Raw genomic sequence first — 16185 nt, forward strand, 5'->3', positions numbered from 1 at the left:
AACCGCCCACAAGGGGCGGTTTTCTGTGCAGCAAGTGCTCGCAGCGAATTAACGCTTGGAGAACTGCTTGCGACGGCGGGCCTTGCGCAGACCAACCTTCTTACGTTCAACTTCACGGGCATCACGAGTCACCAGACCAGCAGCCTTCAGAGTCGGCTTCAGTTCAGCAGAGAAGTCGATCAGAGCGCGGGTGATGCCGTGACGCAGCGCGCCAGCTTGACCGGTTTCACCACCGCCAACCACATTGACCAGAATGTCAAAGGATTGCAGGTTCTGGGTGAGTTCCAGCGGCTGACGAACAACCATGCGACCAGTTTCGCGAGCGAAGTATTGGTCCAGCGGCTTGCCGTTAACAACAATGTTGCCAGTACCCTTGGTCAGGAACACGCGAGCAACTGCGCTCTTGCGACGACCGGTACCGTAATAGTATTTGCCTACCATGTGGGCTTTCCTTAGATATCCAGAACTTGCGGCAGCTGGGCAGAGTGCGGGTGCTCAGTGCCAGCATAAACCTTCAGCTTCTTGAGCATGGCGTAGCCCAGAGGGCCCTTGGGCAGCATGCCCTTCACTGCGGTCTCGAGCACGCGGCCCGGGAACTTGTTTTGCAGTTCGGTGAAGGTACGTTCGTAAATACCACCCGGGAAGCCGGAGTGACGGTAGTAAATCTTGGACGTTGCCTTGTCACCGGTTACGCGCAGTTTGTCTGCGTTAACCACTACGATGTAGTCGCCCGTATCAACGTGAGGGGTGTACTCGGCCTTGTGCTTGCCACGCAGACGCTTGGCGATTTCAGCCGCGAGACGACCCAGCACTTTGTCAGTGGCGTCAACGACGTACCACTCGCGCTTTACCTCGTGCGGCTTGGCAGAAAAAGTTTTCATAACTGCTCGTATCCACAATTCGATTTGGAGAAAGTCGCGGATTTTATCCCTGTATTCAAGGCTCTGTCAAACCTGAATGTGTCGGGATGCGCTAACACTGACATACGGTGGTAAAAAAAACGCAATCCTGGTCTGGATTGCGCTGAATTCCACCAAAGAAGGAGGATGGAGGAGACAACATCAAGGCGAACCTTGACGTTGCGATTTGAGTATATGACAAACAGCTAAATCGTTTCAAGCAGAAATTGTTGCAATGCCGCAATCCAGGCAAAGTCCGCCGCGGCTGGCCGCACGCCAGGTTGAAAGGCTACAATCTTGCACCACATATAATCTTTATATTCAGACCGACACGCGGGATTGATAATGAAAGCACGATTGAAATGGGTTGAAGCAGTCAGCTTCCTGGCCGAATCCGGTTCCGGCCACGCGGTATTGATGGATGGCGCGCCAGAAGGCGGTGGCCGTAACCTGGGTCCGCGCCCGATGGAACTGGTGCTGATGGGCACCGTAGGCTGCACCACGTACGACGTGATCCATATCCTGAAGAAAAGCCGTGCCGACGTGCGCGACTGTGTCGTGGAGGTCGACTCCGACCGTGCCACGGAAGACCCGAAAGTATTCACCCGCATCCACTTTCATTTCATTGTGACTGGCAAGGCACTCAAGCCCGAGCTGGTGGAACGCGCCATCAAACTGTCGGCAGAGAAATACTGTTCAGCTTCCATCATGCTGGGCAAGACCGCCGACATTACCCATGATTTTGAGATTCGCGAGGCCGAATAAGCCCCTTGGGCTGGCGCCCTATATAGAAAAGAAAAACAAAAAGGCCGCTGACAAGCGGCCTTTTCTGTTTGCAGGTGCAGAGGGTTCAGGGAACGAGGTCTGGCACGCAGCCTTGCGTCACTTCTGGCTCAGCTGTGCTGACTGGCTGGCTTTTACGGGCTGGTAGATAAATCAGCGCATACGGCAGGCCAATCATCAGTGCGCCGCCCACCAGGTTGCCCAGCGTGGCAGGAATCAGGTTGCCGATGATGAACTGGCTCATGCTGATATCTGCACCGGCCATCATGGCCGCCGGGATGATGAACAGGTTGGCGATACTGTGCTCCATACCCAGCGTAACAAAGGCCATCACCGGGAACCAGATGCCCAGCATGCGTCCAAAGGTATCTTTGGCGGAATAACCCTGCATGGAGGCCACGCAGACCAGCATGTTGGCGAGCAACCCCTTGGTGAAGGTCATCCAGAACGGGTGTGACACTTTGCCCTGGGCGATATTGACGAGGAACTGGGTGGCCGCGTCCGACGTCAGCAAATGCGTTTCCAGCCCGAACAACCATGCGGTCGCCACAGCACCAATGGCATTACCAACAAAAGAGATGACCCAGAAGCGCACCAGCAGTTTGTGGCCGATACCACCCTGCCACCAGCCGGTGAAGCCGCCGGCGCAATTAGAAGTAAACAGATCGACCCCGGTCAGGGTGACGGCAATAAAGCCCAGCGGAAACACCGCGCCGAACAAAAGCTTCACCAGCCCCGGGTTCGTCGCCGCAAGGCCGGTAGCGCCACCGGCAACTTCCATGGCCAGCAGGGTGCCAAGGCCAATGAACATCCCGCCCAGTACCGCCATCAGGCCCAAGCGCCACACAGGCATCCGCGCTTTCTCGGTGCCGTGATGGGCCATGTAATCGACAATTTCAGAAGGAGAACGTAGAAGCGACATGCCGCACCCGCAAGGTCAAATGATATGACATGCAGTTATACGCGTCGGACGCGGGCCAACTCTGTGAACAAGTTCCGACCCGGCACTTTGTCCTGGAGATTTATTGATTCAAATCAAGCATTTCGGGAGGTCGCCCACGTGACCTCCTCCTTCTGGCGGATTTACAGACCGTTAGAAGCGGTACGCCAGGGATGTCATGATCTTTGAAGTGCCCGCCATCAGACGCACTACCGGGGCGGGCAGCGGCACCCCGCCCATGTCTTCGGCCAGATGGGCGTGCTGCATTTCATCGGTATGCATCTGTTCAACGACAGCACGGCTTTTGGCGTCTTGCGGCGGTAATTCCAGCAGGTGTGATTGCAGGTGCGCCCCAACCTGGCGCTCGGTTTCGACCAGGAAACCCAGATTCCACTTATCCCCGATCACACCAGCTGCCACGCCCAGCGCAAGACTACCTGCGTACCATAGTGGGTTGAGTACGCTGGGGTGACTCCCCAGATCATGCAGACGGTGTTCGGTCCAGGCCAGGTGCTCTACTTCTTCATGCGCAGCATGGCGCAAGGCATTTCGCGCAGCCGGGTCACGTGCAGTCAGGCTCTGACCTTGATACAAGGCCTGGGCGCAGACTTCGCCGGTGTGATTGACGCGCATCAGGCCGGCGGCATGCGCCTTGTCAGCCTCGGTCATGTCGGCCTCATCGATATGCGCATCCGGATGTGCCCGTTCGCTCATGGCCGGCGCGGCCAGGGTGCGCAACATGACATCAAACTCGCCAATGAGGCGATCAACGGACGGCAGGACGGGCAGACGAGGCAAAGGCAGCATGGCGAGGGTATCCAGTAATCAACCGGTTTGCAGGCGCAAACTGGTCCATATTCTAGCGCAAGGACACGCTTGCATGCCGTGATATCATTGCCGCTCTTGTCCCTCATCGAGTCATTACGCATGAAAAAGTTCTTGCTGGCACTGGGCCTGACACTGATCGCAGGCATGGCTGCAGCGGCCAATCCGCAAGTGGTTCTGGAAACCTCCAAAGGCCAGGTCACGGTCGAGTTGTACCCGGATGCCGCTCCGGCGTCCGTCGCCAACTTTCTGCAATATGTAAAAGACAAACACTACGATGGCACTATCTTTCATCGGGTGATCAAGGACTTTGTGGTGCAAGGCGGCGGTATGGACGTCAACATGAGTGAACGTCCGACGCGCGCACCCGTCAAAAACGAAGCGGCCCGCGCATACAAGGCCGGGTTGAAGAATGATCGCGGCACGCTGGCCATGGCCCGCACCGCTGATCCGGATTCGGCCACCAGCCAGTTCTATATCAATCTCAAGAACAATGATTTCCTGAATTACCCTGGCCGTGATGGTTACGGCTATACCGTGTTCGGCAAGGTGATCAAGGGCATGGACGTTGTTGACGCCATTGCCAACACACCGACCCAGCCGGGTGATGTTCCCACTACGCCGGTGCTGCTCAAAAGCGCCCGCGCCGGCAGCGCCAAATAACGTTTGAAATTTGTAGAACCCATCAAAGGACACTAGACCATGACGACCAAAGTGAAGCTTGCCACCTCCATGGGCGATATCGTGCTGGAGCTGGACGAAGCCAAAGCACCGAAAACCGTCGCCAATTTTGTGCAATATGTACAAGACGGCCACTACAACGGTACGGTGTTCCACCGGGTCATTGATGGCTTTATGGTTCAGGGCGGCGGTTTTGAGCCTGGCCTGAAGCAAAAGCCGACTCGCGAGAACATTGAAAACGAAGCGGCGAATGGCCTGAAGAACGACGCGTACACCGTGGCCATGGCCCGCACGCCGGAACCGCATTCCGCCTCGGCCCAGTTCTTTATCAATGTGTCTGACAATGACTTCCTGAACTACAAGTCTCCGACACCGCAAGGCTGGGGCTATGCCGTGTTCGGCAAAGTGGTAGAGGGCAAGGACGTTGTTGACCAGATCAAGGGCGTGAAGACCGGCAACAAGGGCTTCCACCAGGACGTGCCGCGCGACGATGTCACCATCGACAGCGCAGAAGTCCTCGAATAAGCGATTGACCTTTGTGGCACAAAAAAGCGCGGTCATCTGGCCGCGCTTTTTGTATCCTGCTGATTCATGATGACCCGACCCATCCTGTTTATTTCTGATCTGCACCTGTCTGAGGCTGACCCGGCCACGACGGCGGCATTTTGCCGTTTTCTGGCTGGACACGCTCGCACCGCCAGCCGGCTATACATCCTGGGCGATTTGTTTAACGCGTGGATCGGGGATGACCAGCTCTCAGAGCCGTACTACGCCGGCATGGCCGAGGCGATCAAGGCGCTCGCCACCAGCGGTGTGGCCATCTATTTCATGCCGGGCAACCGGGATTTTCTCTGCGGTAAACGGCTGGCGCGCGAAGCCGGCTTGCGTATCCTGCCTGATCCATCCGTCATCACACTGGATGACGGCAAGCCGGTGTTACTGGCGCATGGTGATGCGTATTGCACCGACGACGTCAGCTATATGAAGTTTCGCCGGATTGTCCGCAGCCGCTGGGCCCAGGCCATCTGGTCGGCCCTGCCCTATCGCTGGCGCAACCGCAAAGCCGGGCAATTGCGGGCACAGTCTTCTGCCGCCAACCAGACCAAGATGCACGCCATCATGGATGTCAATGCGGCCGCGATTGAAGGCGCGCTACGCCAGGCCGGGACGGACGTGCTGGTTCATGGCCACACCCATCGCCCGGCGCGACATAAGGCCTCGTTTGGCACGCGCTGGGTTTTGCCAGACTGGTATGCCGGCGCGGGGGGATATCTGCAATGGCAAGATGGCGAATGGGCCATGCGCACGCTGGAAGATGCCGCGTTACTGGATGAAACCGGCCAGCCCCAAGCCGGGTTGCGCGGCCCGGCGCACGTTCACTGATACACCCACACCGGTTAGCGGTGACGTTCAATCACGTCATGCACGCAAGCAATGTGATCCGGCCCGATCCCGCAGCAGCCACCCACAATACTCACGCCCTCGTCCAGCCAGCGTTGCGCCCACCGGGCATAACCTGGCGGGTCCAGATCCGGGCGTAATTCATCGAGCGCGCCATTGGCTTCGGCATCCACACTTTGCGGTGGAAAAGCATTGGCGTAGACGCCCAGTGGCACGCTGGCTTGCAGATTCGCCAGCATGGTCTGCGCCGCCTTGACCGCCGCACTCATCACCTCTGGCTGGCTGCAATTGAACAGCACTGCGGCCGCACCCAGTTCTACCGCAACCCTGACAGCCTCTGCCACAGCCTCGCCCGAGCGGATACGCGGGTGTGCGGGATCCGGCTGTTCGTCTTGCAGCGTGTAGGACACCCACAGCGGTTGCGTCTGCCTTTGCGCATTCAGGGCGGCACGCACGGCGACGATCTCTGCGGTGGTGCTCTGGGTTTCTGCCAGCCAGACATCGACAAACGGTGCAAGGCCACCGATCAGGCAGGCGAGAATGCGATCAGCCTGCTTGCGATCAAACAAATCGGCCCGGTAAGAGCCGCAAGTGGGCGGCAACGAACCAGCCACACGTACCGGATGCGACGCCGCCGTGGCCGCATCCCGCGCCAGTTGGCCTGCCAGTGCGGCCAGTTGCCGGCCTTCGACCGCAAACACGGCTTCGCCCACATGAAAGGGCACGACGGCGTAACTGTTGGTGGTAATGACCTGTGCGCCAGCTGCAATAAAGTGGTCATGCACTGAACGCACGGACTGCGGGGCCTCCATCAGCGCCAGCGCCGACCATTCCGGCTGGCGGAACGGCGCACCAATGCGCGCCAGTTCGTGGCCCATGCCGCCGTCCAGCAAGATCACTTCACGCGCTGTGCTCACTGGGCAATGACGCCGTGTTCACGAGGCAGCAGCAAGCAAACGGCCTGGGCCTCTACAGATTCGGACGCCCCCACCGGGCCCAGTTTTTCATAGGTCTTGGCTTTGACATTCACCTGCCCTGGTGTCACACCCAGGTCCGCCGCAATATTGACCACCATGGCCGGGATATGCGGGGCCATTTTAGGTTGCTGGATCAGGATGCTGGCATCGACATTGCCCACCTGCCAGCCGGCCTCGCCAACACGGCGCACCGCCTCGCGCAGCAACACGCGACTGTCCGCGCCTTTGAAATTCGGGTCAGTATCCGGAAAATGCCGGCCGATATCGCCCAGGCCGGCCGCGCCCAGCACGGCATCGGTAATGGCGTGCAGCAAGGCGTCGGCATCCGAGTGGCCCAGCAGACCCAAATGAAACGGAATCTCCACGCCCCCCAGGATCAGCTTGCGCCCTTCAACCAGCCGATGAACGTCCCAGCCCTGACCGATTCTCATGCCGGCACCTTGTATGACACGCCCGTCATCACGGCCATCAGGCGTTCCAGCCAATAGCCATCTTCATCGTCAAACGTCGCCAGTTCTGTGCTATCGACATCCAGCACGCCAGTCACTTTGCCATCGGCGTCGTGCAGCGGCACCACCACTTCAGAGCGAGAGAGCGAAGAACACGCGATATGGCCGGGGAACGCATCCACATCCGGCACCACCAGCGTTTTGTTCTGTGCCCAGGACCCGCCACACACCCCCTTGCCCCAGGCAATCCGCGTGCAGGCAATCGGTCCCTGGAAGGGTCCGAGCACCAGTTGCTCACCCACCACCCGGTAAAAGCCGATCCACAGCCAGCCAAAGGTCATTTGCAGTGCCGCAGCGGTATTGGCCATGCGGGCGATAGGGTCGGGCTCACCATCCAGCAAGGCGATCAGTTGCTTTTCCAGCGACTGGTAGCGTTCTGCCTTGCTACCGCCCTCGATCACCAGTGTTTCTGCCATGTTTTTCTTAATCCTTGTCGATGGTTGCGCTGGCCAGGATCAGGCTGGCCAGGTGTAAATCCTGCGGGTAGGTCACCTTCAGGTTCCACGGGCTACCGTGTATCAGTTTTGGCGATTGACCGGTTTTTTCAATGGCGCTGGCCTCATCGGTGATATCCGGCCCCATACCGTCCACGAGCGCATCGTGCAACGGTTGCAGGCGGAACATCTGTGGCGTCTGCGCTTGCCACAGACCATCCCGCGGGCGTGTAGCAGCAATACGCCGGTCTGCATCTGCCGCCTTGAGCGTATCGGCCACCGGCACGGCCAGAATGCCCCCGACCGGATCATCGGCAAGCTCACTGATCATGCCGGAGACCAGTTCCGGAGCAATGCACGGGCGGGCGGCATCATGCACCAGCACCCAGCTTTGCGCGTCATGGCCGGCGGCGCGCAAGGCATCAAGCCCGTTGCAAACCGACGCAGCACGGGTATCGCCGCCGCAACGCAGCACCAACAGTCGCTCAAAACCGTGCCAGGCCAGCTCATCCCAGCGCGTGTCATCGGCCGAGATGACCACGGCCACCAGATCAATCTCCGGCACGGCATGCAGCGCGGCGACCGTGTGTTCCACCACGGTTTTGCCGCACAAGGGCAGATATTGCTTGGGGATAGCCGCCCCCATGCGGCTACCGTTCCCGGCAGCTGGCAACAGCGCAATAATGCTCATTGCACCGTTCCGGATTCAGCCGGGGCCGGGTCTTCAATGGCACGCCACAGACACTGGCCTTTGACGATCTTGTCCAGGTCATCCAGATAGGTTGCGTGGGCGGCCAGTTCATCGGCAGTCGGTTGCAAAATGGTCAGCGGCTTGCGGGCCGCGCGGTTGGCATTGGCGCTGGCCAGCCCGGTCGGGCTGTCATCGGGCTGGAAATCAATCAGCAGGCTATCCTGGCCGCGCGTGAGCGCCAGATAGACTTCCGCCAGCAACTCACAGTCGATCAGCGCGCCGTGCAACACCCGGGCGGAGCGGTCCACTTCAAAGCGATCGCACAGGGCATCCAGACTGTTCCGCTTGCCGGGAAACTGATCCTTGGCCATCGCCAGCGTATCGATCACGTTGGCGACGTAATCCGTAATCTTGCCGCGCCCCAACAGGCCCAGTTCGGCATTCAGGAAGCCCACGTCAAACGGGGCGTTGTGAATGATCAGTTCCGAGTCTTTCACGAACGCCAGAAACTCATCCGCAATCGCGGTAAATTTGGGTTTGTCGGACAAAAACTCCGTGGTCAATCCGTGGACATTCAACGCGCCTTCTTCACTGTCGCGCCCGGGGTTGATGTACAGATGCAAGGTGTGTTCGGCCACAATTTTGCGGTCGACCATTTCCAGCGCAGCAATTTCCAGAATGCGGTTGCCGTCATCGACCCGCAGACCGGTTGTTTCAGTATCAAGAATGATTTGACGCATGATGGTTTTCTATCGGTTACTTAAAGGCGCCCGAGCACCTGGTCAACGCCGCGGTTAGCCAACTGGTCCGCGCGTTCATTGAATTCGTGACCGGCGTGGCCTTTCACCCAGCGCCAGGTCACCTGATGGCGTTGCACCTGGGTGTCCAGTTCTTGCCAGAGATCGGCGTTTTTCACCGGTTTTTTGTCGGCCGTTTTCCAGCCATTGCGTTTCCAGCCATGAATCCAGGTTTCAATCCCGTTCTTGACGTACTGTGAATCGGTAAACACCGTGACTTCACAGGCGCGCAACAGCAGCGACAAACCCTTGATCACGCCCATCAACTCCATGCGGTTGTTGGTGGTGTGTGGCTCGCCGCCAAAGAGTTCTTTTTCCTTATCGCCATAACGCAACAAAGCGCCCCAGCCACCCGGGCCAGGGTTGCCCTTGCAGGCACCGTCGGTATACATCTCTACAATGGGCATTCAATTCCTTAGGGCCTGAGCCGCAAACACTGCCCTGCTGGCTGCGTTACGCTCACTTGCCATACTGATCGTACTGTCTTCGTTTCGCGTGCCTTGTCCCCTTGGGGACATCACCGCACTGGCCCGTGTTAGCGTCCGGTTTTTGTTTATGTGTTTATGGAGAAGCACACAATGCGTTTTGTCTTTCTGCTTGCTTTCCTGGCCGCCGGCCTGACGTCTGCCGCGGCCGAGGCTGCGCCATTTTGCTTGTGGCATGCCCCCTGGGGCAAGGACATGCAGGGTAAACCGGATCGCTGGCTGAATCTGACCGTGGTGCAATACGTTGATGTCACCGATAACGACGTCCACATTGTCTTTGGCGGTGGCAACCTGGGCAGCGGCCATGATCTGCATATTCAGGTCAAAAACCGCGACGAGGCGCAAAAAGTCCTGAAAGACCTGAACGATACGGCCAAAGCCTGCGATCGGGATGAGCGCAACTAACCAAGACGCCACTCACCCGGCGGGCTCACGGTTTGCAGCGGTCTTTTTCGGCCTGGAGGCGCATTTTGTCGATGGCGGTGGCGGGCGTGCCCGCGGGGGCCGGTACGCGCTTCCATTTGGGGCCAATAACCCGGACACCACGCACCCGCTTGACCACATCAAGGCAATACACGCCACCGGCGGCCGGCCACCAGCGATCTCCGGCGTTTTCCAGAAAGCGGGAACGCTGCAGCCATTTTTCCTGCTGCACCGGCAAGCTGTAACACAGATACTCGCCGCGCATGGATTCCAGATTCAGCAGTGACAACCAGTCTTTCAGCCTTGGCAAGGCAATGAACTGCCCCTGCCAGGGCACGCTGTGCTGGCGATGCCGCAAGCGCTTCATGCCCCACAAACTCCACGGATTAAAACCCGTGATCAGCAAACGCCCTTCGGGCACCAGCACACGTTCGGCTTCCCGCAGCACCTGATGCGGGTCTTTGCAGAAATCCAGCACGTGCGGCAATGCCAGCAAATCCAGCGACTGGTTCTCAAACGGCAACAGCTCTGGCATGCAGCGCACGCGCACACCCGCCGACTGCCCGGCGATGGCACGCCAGGGCATGCGGTTATTGCGCAGGCAGTCTACTTGCGGCAATTCCAGCTGCACCGCCTTGTAGCCGAAAATATCGGCCGTTGTGCGGTCAAACCAGCTTGCCTCTTCCGCTAGTACATAACTGCCTAGCGGGCTTTGCAGCCAGGCGGCAAAATAGTCGAACGTGTTTTCCACGCTGACGGGCATGTCCATGTTCAAGATCACCCCGATTCCGATTTTTGATGACAATTATATCTGGCTTTTGCAACAGGGCACCGACGCTGTAGCGGTTGATCCTGGCAGCGCCGAACCCTTGCTGGATTATCTCAAGGCCCACGGCCTCAATCTGGTCGCCATTCTGGCCACCCATCACCATGCTGATCATGTGGGTGGCCTGCCTGTTCTGGCCAGCGCCGCGCCCTGCCCGGTGTATGGGCCCGGCAGCATTGCCGGTGTGACCAATCCGGTCACAGATGGGGATACCATCCGTCTGCTCGATCAGGACTTCCGGATTATTGGCCTGCCCGGACACACGCTGGACCATATCGGTTATGTCGGCGCCGGTGGGGTATTTTGTGGCGACACCTTGTTTGCTGCCGGCTGCGGTCGCCTTTTTGAGGGCACGCCAGCGCAAATGTTCCACTCGCTCTCCACCCTGGCGGCACTACCCCAGGACACCCAGGTGTATTGCACCCATGAATACACGCTCTCCAACTTGCGATTTGCCCGCGCAGTCGAGCCAGACAGCGCGCCACTGGCTGCCCGCATCCTGAACGAAACCGCAAAACGCGAAACCGGCCAGCCCACACTACCTTCCAGTATTGGCCTGGAACTGGCAACCAACCCGTTCTTGCGCACGACTGAACCCGCCGTCATTGCCGCAGCACAAAACCGGGACCCGGCAACCCGGCAACCGGTTGGTGTTTTTGCAGCTTTGCGCCGGTGGAAGGATGAATTTCGCGGGTGAGCCGTTCATCCTCCTGATTTCTCAGAGTTGCCTTGTTGACAGTGGGGGCATGCCCCGGCAACATCCGTTCAATTTGAAATTAATCAGGGCCTTGGCATCATGAAATACCGACTGCTCGCTGGCGTTATTGCCAGCCTGCTCAGTACAGCGACGTTTGCTGAAGGAGAACCAGTCGGAACTGCCCGGCTTGATTACCAACTCCACGACCCCGCTTTCCAGATCAACGACGACACCCGCCAGACCGTGTCTGCCCTGTTCGGAGAGGGTTCCTCTGCCGTCGCGCCAGCCGTGACTACGGCATCGTATGACTCCCTGTGGGATCGTTTGCGTGGCGGTTTTGCCATGGACGACACCGATAGCGCGCTCGTCACCAAGTGGGAAAACTACTACGCCGCCCGCCCGGAATACCTGAACCGGATTCTGGAACGCGGCCAGCGCTATATGTACTTTGTCTCCGGCGAAGTAGAAAAGCGTGGCATGCCGATGGAACTGGCGCTCTTGCCCATGATTGAGAGTGCGTACAACCCCAAGGCGGAATCTTCTGCCAAGGCGGCTGGCATGTGGCAGTTCATTCCGGATACCGGCAAGCGCTACGGGCTGGAACGCACCTGGTGGTACGACGGCCGGCGTGACGTAGTGGCTGCTACCCAGGCCGCGCTGGATTACCTGCAAGAGCTGCACGGCATGTTTGGTGACTGGCAACTGGCGCTGGCATCGTACAACTGGGGTGAAAACGCGGTGGCCCGTGCCATCGCCAAAAACCAGGCAGCGGGCTTGCCGACCGATTTCAACAGCCTGCGCATGCCGAATGAAACCCGCGACTACGTGCCCAAGTTGCTGGCGATCCGCAACATTGTGCAAAATCCGGCCGCCTATGGCATTCAGCTGAATGACATTCCCAATCGCGCCTATTTTGCGACGGTCAGCCCTGATCGCCATATGGACGTGAAAGTAGCGGCAGAACTGGCCGAGACACCGGTACAAGAATTGCTGCGTCTGAACCCGGGATTTATCCGCCCGGTGATCGCGCACAAGGATGAGCGCTTGCTGGTGTTACCGGCCGATAAGGTCGACGTATTCCAGAAGAACCTGGCCAGCTACGACAAGCCGCTGCTGAACTGGCAACCGTATGTCACCCGTCAGGGTGAAAACCTCGACAAGCTGGCCGCTTCGTTTGGCATGCCGGGGGACAAGCTGAAAGATGTCAACGACATCAACCCGCGTGAGCGCGTCGCCCGAGGCCAGACCATTCTGGTGCCGAAAAATGCGGACGTGAACTCTGCGGAACAACAAACACTGCTTGCACTGGCGGCCAACCGAGCCGCAGATCCGCTGGATACCGGCGCCAATGACAAGCCGCAAGCGCGTCGCCTCGCCCCGGTTGCGGTGCGCGATGACAGTAGCGCCAGTGGCGTGATTTCTTATCGTGTTGCCCGTGGCGATACCGTGTTCAGTATCGCCAAACACTATGGCGTGACGGTGGCATCGATCAAGACCATGAACGGCCTGCACAGCAACCACATCCAGCTGGGGCAAACCCTCAAGCTGGCCAGCAACGGCAACACTGCCGGCATCAAGCGGATCAGCTATACCTCGCCAGTGGCCCAGAAGTACGTCATCAAGCGCGGCGACACGCTGAACTCCATTGCCCGCAGCCACAATGTGGAAAGCGCCGACATCAAGCGCTGGAACCCGCAACAATCGTTTACGCCGGGCGTGCATCTGGTGATCTACCAGCCTAACGGCTAAGCAGTCGGTTCTGGCTGGTTTTTACCAGCCCGGCCAGGCCAATAAAAAAAGCCTCCGCATGCGGAGGCTTTTTTTGTCGGGTCAGCCCGACAGTTTACTGGTGGCTATCGAGCACGCGTTTGAGGTACTTGGCGGTATGTGACGCCGAACTCTTCGCCACATCTTCCGGTGTCCCAACAGCAATAATCTGCCCACCCCCTGCGCCCCCTTCCGGCCCAAGGTCCACAATCCAGTCTGCGGTTTTAACCACGTCCAGGTTGTGTTCGATGACGACCACGGTATTGCCGTGCTCGCGCAAGCGCCGCACCACGCCCAGCAAGAGGTCGATATCGTGGAAATGCAAACCCGTAGTTGGCTCATCCAGGATGTACAGCGTGCGCCCTGTATCGCGCTTGGACAGCTCCAGCGCCAGCTTCACCCGTTGGGCCTCACCACCAGACAGTGTTGTGGCTGACTGGCCAAGGCGGATATACCCCAGGCCGACATCCATCAACGTTTGCAGTTTGCGCGCAACCGAGGGCACCGCGCTGAAGAATTCCAGCGCATGCTCGACCGTCATTTCCAGCACTTCGGTAATGTTGCGGCCCTTGTACTGCACTTCCAGTGTTTCGCGGTTGTAGCGCTTGCCGTGGCAAACGTCGCAAGGCACGTACACGTCCGGCAGAAAGTGCATCTCCACCTTGAGTACGCCGTCGCCCTGGCAGGCTTCACAGCGACCGCCCTTGACGTTGAAACTGAAGCGACCTGGCCCGTAACCCCGCTCACGCGACGCCGGCACACCGGCAAACAACTCCCGGATCGGCGTAAACAAACCGGTATAGGTGGCCGGATTGGAGCGCGGCGTACGACCAATCGGAGACTGGTCGACATTGATGACCTTGTCGAAATGATCCATGCCGTGAACTTCGTGGTACGGCGCAGGCTCGGTCGACGCACCATTCAGATCCCGTGCGGCAATGGCGTAGAGCGTGTCATTGATCAGCGTGGACTTGCCGGAGCCAGATACCCCGGTGACGCACACCAGCAGGCCCACCGGCAGTGCCAGATCAACATACTTGAGGTTATTGCCGTGTGCGCCCTTGAGCGTGAACCATTTGTCCGGGTCTGGCTGGCGACGCGCCGGCGGCAGTTCGATCCGGCGTGCGCCAGAGAGGAACTGGCCAGTGATCGAATTCGGGTTCTTCATCACCGCTTCCGGAATGCCCTCGGCAATCACCTGGCCGCCATGCTCGCCCGCACCGGGGCCCATATCCACCAGGTAATCGGCCGCGCGGATCGCATCTTCATCGTGTTCGACCACGATCACGGTGTTGTCGAGGTCCCGCAAACGCATCAGCGTGGCAATCAGGCGATCGTTATCGCGCTGGTGCAAGCCAATCGACGGTTCATCAAGGACGTACATCACGCCAGTCAGGCCAGAGCCAATCTGTGACGCCAGGCGAATCCGCTGCGCCTCCCCGCCCGAAAGCGTATCTGCACTGCGCTCCAGGCTCAGGTAATCCAGCCCCACATTGACCAGGAAGCCCAGCCGCTCGCGGATTTCCTTGACGATCTTCTCGGCAATCTGCGCCTTGTTGCCGTCAAAGCTCAGCGCAGTGAAAAACTGGCTGGAATCACGCAGCGCCATTTGCGAAATCTGGTGCAGTGTTTCATCGCCCACACGCACATAACGCGCTTCCCGGCGCAGGCGAGAGCCCCCGCAACTCGGGCAGGACTGGTTGTTCTGGTATTTGGCCAGTTCTTCGCGCACCGCCACAGAGTCTGTTTCGCGGTAGCGACGCTCCAGGTTAGGGATGATCCCTTCAAACGTGTGCGCACGCTCAAACCGGCTGCCGCGCTCGTTCAGGTACACGAAGGTGATTTCTTCCTTGCCGGAGCCAAACAGCACCACTTGCTGGATGCGCTCGGGCAGGTCTTCCCACGCGGTATTGGTATCAAAATCGTAATGCGCCGCCAGATTGGTGAGCATCTGGAAGTAAAACTGGTTGCGCTTGTCCCAACCCTTGATACAACCGGCCGCCAGGCTCAGTTCCGGATGCGCGACCACCCGTTTGGGGTCAAAGAACGTGATCTGCCCCAGACCATCACACTTGGGGCACGCGCCCATCGGGTTATTGAACGAGAACAGCCGTGGTTCCAGTTCCGGCAGGCTGAAGCTGCACACCGGACAGGCAAACTTGGCGGAGAACCAGTGTTCCTTGCCGGATTCAATCTCAACGGCAATAGCACGGCCATCGGCGTGGCGCAGCGCAGTTTCAAACGATTCGGCCACGCGCTGTTTGACATCGTCACGCACCTTAAGGCGGTCAATCACCACCTCAATCGTGTGCTTCTTGTTCTTGTCCAGCTTGGGGACGGCGTCCAGCTCACACACCTCACCGTCAACGCGCACCCGCACAAAACCTTGTGCGCGCAATTCGTCAAACAACTCCAGATTCTCGCCTTTGCGGCCAATCACCAGCGGCGCCAGGATCATCAGGCGCGTGTCTTCCGGCAGCGCCAGCACGTGGTCGACCATCTGGCTGACGGTTTGCGATTCCAGCGGCTGCTCATGGTCCGGGCAGTATGGCGTCCCCACGCGGGCAAACAGCAAGCGCAGGTAATCATGGATTTCGGTCACCGTACCCACGGTGGAGCGCGGGTTGTGGCTGGTGGCTTTTTGCTCGATGGAGATCGCCGGGCTCAGGCCCTCAATCAGGTCTACATCGGGTTTTTCCATCAGTTGCAGAAACTGGCGGGCATATGCAGAGAGCGACTCTACATACCGGCGCTGGCCTTCCGCATACAGGGTATCGAACGCGAGCGAAGACTTGCCCGAGCCCGATAACCCGGTGATCACCACCAGCTTGCCGCGGGGCAGATCCAGGTTCACGTTCTTGAGATTGTGCGTACGTGCGCCGCGAATGCGGATAAGCGGAATATCTTGTTCGATAGCGGGACGATAGTTCATGCGCCGTGTGCCAGTCGGAAAGGCCAATCCGTCAATATAACAGAATCGACCGGTTAAACATGTTGGAACAGATATGGGGTTTTTACGGGATTTCCAGTGGGGAGGGAGTTGGCAGGCT

General features: G+C 58.9%; 19 protein-coding genes. 7 read left to right on the forward strand and 12 right to left on the reverse strand.

Going from position 1 to position 16185, the window contains the following annotated elements:
• Positions 1 to 48: 48 nt before the first annotated feature.
• On the reverse strand, positions 49 to 441 hold the full coding sequence (rpsI, locus tag HNQ50_RS09490) for a 30S ribosomal protein S9 (protein WP_184099899.1): 393 nt from the start codon (positions 439 to 441) through the stop codon (positions 49 to 51).
• 11 nt (positions 442 to 452) lie between these two features.
• Positions 453 to 881, reverse strand: coding sequence for a 50S ribosomal protein L13 (rplM, locus tag HNQ50_RS09495; protein ID WP_184099901.1), 429 nt, complete (start codon positions 879 to 881; stop codon positions 453 to 455).
• A gap of 363 nt (positions 882 to 1244) precedes the next feature.
• On the opposite strand from rplM, the gene HNQ50_RS09500 reads away from it, so the two are divergent.
• Positions 1245 to 1664: an OsmC family protein gene (locus HNQ50_RS09500; RefSeq protein ID WP_184099903.1), complete on the forward strand. Its 420-nt coding sequence runs from the start codon at positions 1245 to 1247 to the stop codon at positions 1662 to 1664.
• An 85-nt stretch (positions 1665 to 1749) separates the two neighbouring features.
• Here the strand turns inward: HNQ50_RS09500 and HNQ50_RS09505 are convergent, their stop codons facing one another.
• Complete coding sequence (locus HNQ50_RS09505) at positions 1750 to 2604, reverse strand: formate/nitrite transporter family protein (protein ID WP_184099905.1); 855 nt, start codon at positions 2602 to 2604, stop codon at positions 1750 to 1752.
• A 171-nt stretch (positions 2605 to 2775) separates the two neighbouring features.
• On the reverse strand, positions 2776 to 3429 hold the full coding sequence (gene coq7 / locus HNQ50_RS09510) for a 2-polyprenyl-3-methyl-6-methoxy-1,4-benzoquinone monooxygenase (protein WP_184099906.1): 654 nt from the start codon (positions 3427 to 3429) through the stop codon (positions 2776 to 2778).
• A gap of 120 nt (positions 3430 to 3549) precedes the next feature.
• On the opposite strand from coq7, the gene HNQ50_RS09515 reads away from it, so the two are divergent.
• From HNQ50_RS09515 to HNQ50_RS09525, 3 genes are all read left to right on the forward strand, one after another.
• Positions 3550 to 4110, forward strand: coding sequence for a peptidylprolyl isomerase (locus tag HNQ50_RS09515; protein ID WP_184099908.1), 561 nt, complete (start codon positions 3550 to 3552; stop codon positions 4108 to 4110).
• A gap of 39 nt (positions 4111 to 4149) precedes the next feature.
• Entirely contained in the window at positions 4150 to 4653 is a 504-nt protein-coding gene (locus HNQ50_RS09520; protein ID WP_184099910.1) for a peptidylprolyl isomerase, read from the forward strand.
• 66 nt (positions 4654 to 4719) lie between these two features.
• Entirely contained in the window at positions 4720 to 5511 is a 792-nt protein-coding gene (locus HNQ50_RS09525) for a UDP-2,3-diacylglucosamine diphosphatase (RefSeq protein ID WP_246428644.1), read from the forward strand.
• Between the two features lie 14 nt (positions 5512 to 5525).
• Here the strand turns inward: HNQ50_RS09525 and HNQ50_RS09530 are convergent, their stop codons facing one another.
• Genes HNQ50_RS09530 through rnhA form a run of 6 tightly spaced genes read right to left on the reverse strand, consistent with a single transcriptional unit; the run spans position 5526 to position 9344 of the window.
• Positions 5526 to 6446, reverse strand: a complete 921-nt coding sequence (locus tag HNQ50_RS09530; protein ID WP_308419149.1) for a homocysteine S-methyltransferase family protein — start codon at positions 6444 to 6446, stop codon at positions 5526 to 5528.
• A complete protein-coding gene (gene ispF / locus HNQ50_RS09535; RefSeq protein WP_184099912.1) occupies positions 6443 to 6937 on the reverse strand; it encodes a 2-C-methyl-D-erythritol 2,4-cyclodiphosphate synthase in 495 nt (164 codons plus the stop codon). Before ispF ends, HNQ50_RS09530 begins: the two co-directional genes overlap by 4 nt.
• The gene (gene msrC / locus HNQ50_RS09540; protein WP_184099914.1) at positions 6934 to 7431 is read right to left on the reverse strand and encodes a free L-methionine (R)-S-oxide reductase MsrC; all 498 of its coding nucleotides are present in this window, start codon (positions 7429 to 7431) and stop codon (positions 6934 to 6936) included. Before msrC ends, ispF begins: the two co-directional genes overlap by 4 nt.
• A gap of 7 nt (positions 7432 to 7438) precedes the next feature.
• On the reverse strand, positions 7439 to 8140 hold the full coding sequence (ispD, locus tag HNQ50_RS09545) for a 2-C-methyl-D-erythritol 4-phosphate cytidylyltransferase (protein WP_184099916.1): 702 nt from the start codon (positions 8138 to 8140) through the stop codon (positions 7439 to 7441).
• A complete protein-coding gene (gene dnaQ / locus HNQ50_RS09550; protein WP_184099918.1) occupies positions 8137 to 8880 on the reverse strand; it encodes a DNA polymerase III subunit epsilon in 744 nt (247 codons plus the stop codon). Before dnaQ ends, ispD begins: the two co-directional genes overlap by 4 nt.
• A 20-nt stretch (positions 8881 to 8900) precedes the next feature.
• The gene (gene rnhA / locus HNQ50_RS09555) at positions 8901 to 9344 is read right to left on the reverse strand and encodes a ribonuclease HI (protein ID WP_184099920.1); all 444 of its coding nucleotides are present in this window, start codon (positions 9342 to 9344) and stop codon (positions 8901 to 8903) included.
• Positions 9345 to 9515: 171 nt separating this feature from the next.
• Here rnhA and HNQ50_RS09560 point away from each other — a divergent pair, with 171 nt between their 5' ends.
• On the forward strand, positions 9516 to 9827 hold the full coding sequence (locus tag HNQ50_RS09560; RefSeq protein ID WP_184099922.1) for a hypothetical protein: 312 nt from the start codon (positions 9516 to 9518) through the stop codon (positions 9825 to 9827).
• A 25-nt stretch (positions 9828 to 9852) separates the two neighbouring features.
• Here HNQ50_RS09560 and HNQ50_RS09565 read toward each other — a convergent pair whose 3' ends face one another.
• A complete protein-coding gene (locus HNQ50_RS09565; RefSeq protein WP_184099924.1) occupies positions 9853 to 10608 on the reverse strand; it encodes a class I SAM-dependent methyltransferase in 756 nt (251 codons plus the stop codon).
• A gap of 4 nt (positions 10609 to 10612) precedes the next feature.
• Here HNQ50_RS09565 and gloB point away from each other — a divergent pair, with 4 nt between their 5' ends.
• On the forward strand, positions 10613 to 11368 hold the full coding sequence (gene gloB / locus HNQ50_RS09570) for a hydroxyacylglutathione hydrolase (protein WP_184099926.1): 756 nt from the start codon (positions 10613 to 10615) through the stop codon (positions 11366 to 11368).
• 99 nt (positions 11369 to 11467) lie between these two features.
• Positions 11468 to 13117, forward strand: coding sequence for a lytic transglycosylase (locus tag HNQ50_RS09575; RefSeq protein WP_184099929.1), 1650 nt, complete (start codon positions 11468 to 11470; stop codon positions 13115 to 13117).
• Between the two features lie 94 nt (positions 13118 to 13211).
• On the opposite strand, the gene uvrA is transcribed toward HNQ50_RS09575, so the two are convergent.
• The gene (gene uvrA / locus HNQ50_RS09580) at positions 13212 to 16067 is read right to left on the reverse strand and encodes an excinuclease ABC subunit UvrA (protein WP_221303103.1); all 2856 of its coding nucleotides are present in this window, start codon (positions 16065 to 16067) and stop codon (positions 13212 to 13214) included.
• Positions 16068 to 16185 lie beyond the last annotated feature (118 nt).

Source organism: Silvimonas terrae (assembly GCF_014202765.1).
In the GTDB taxonomy this organism is placed as follows: Bacteria; Pseudomonadota; Gammaproteobacteria; order Burkholderiales; family Chitinibacteraceae; genus Silvimonas; species Silvimonas terrae.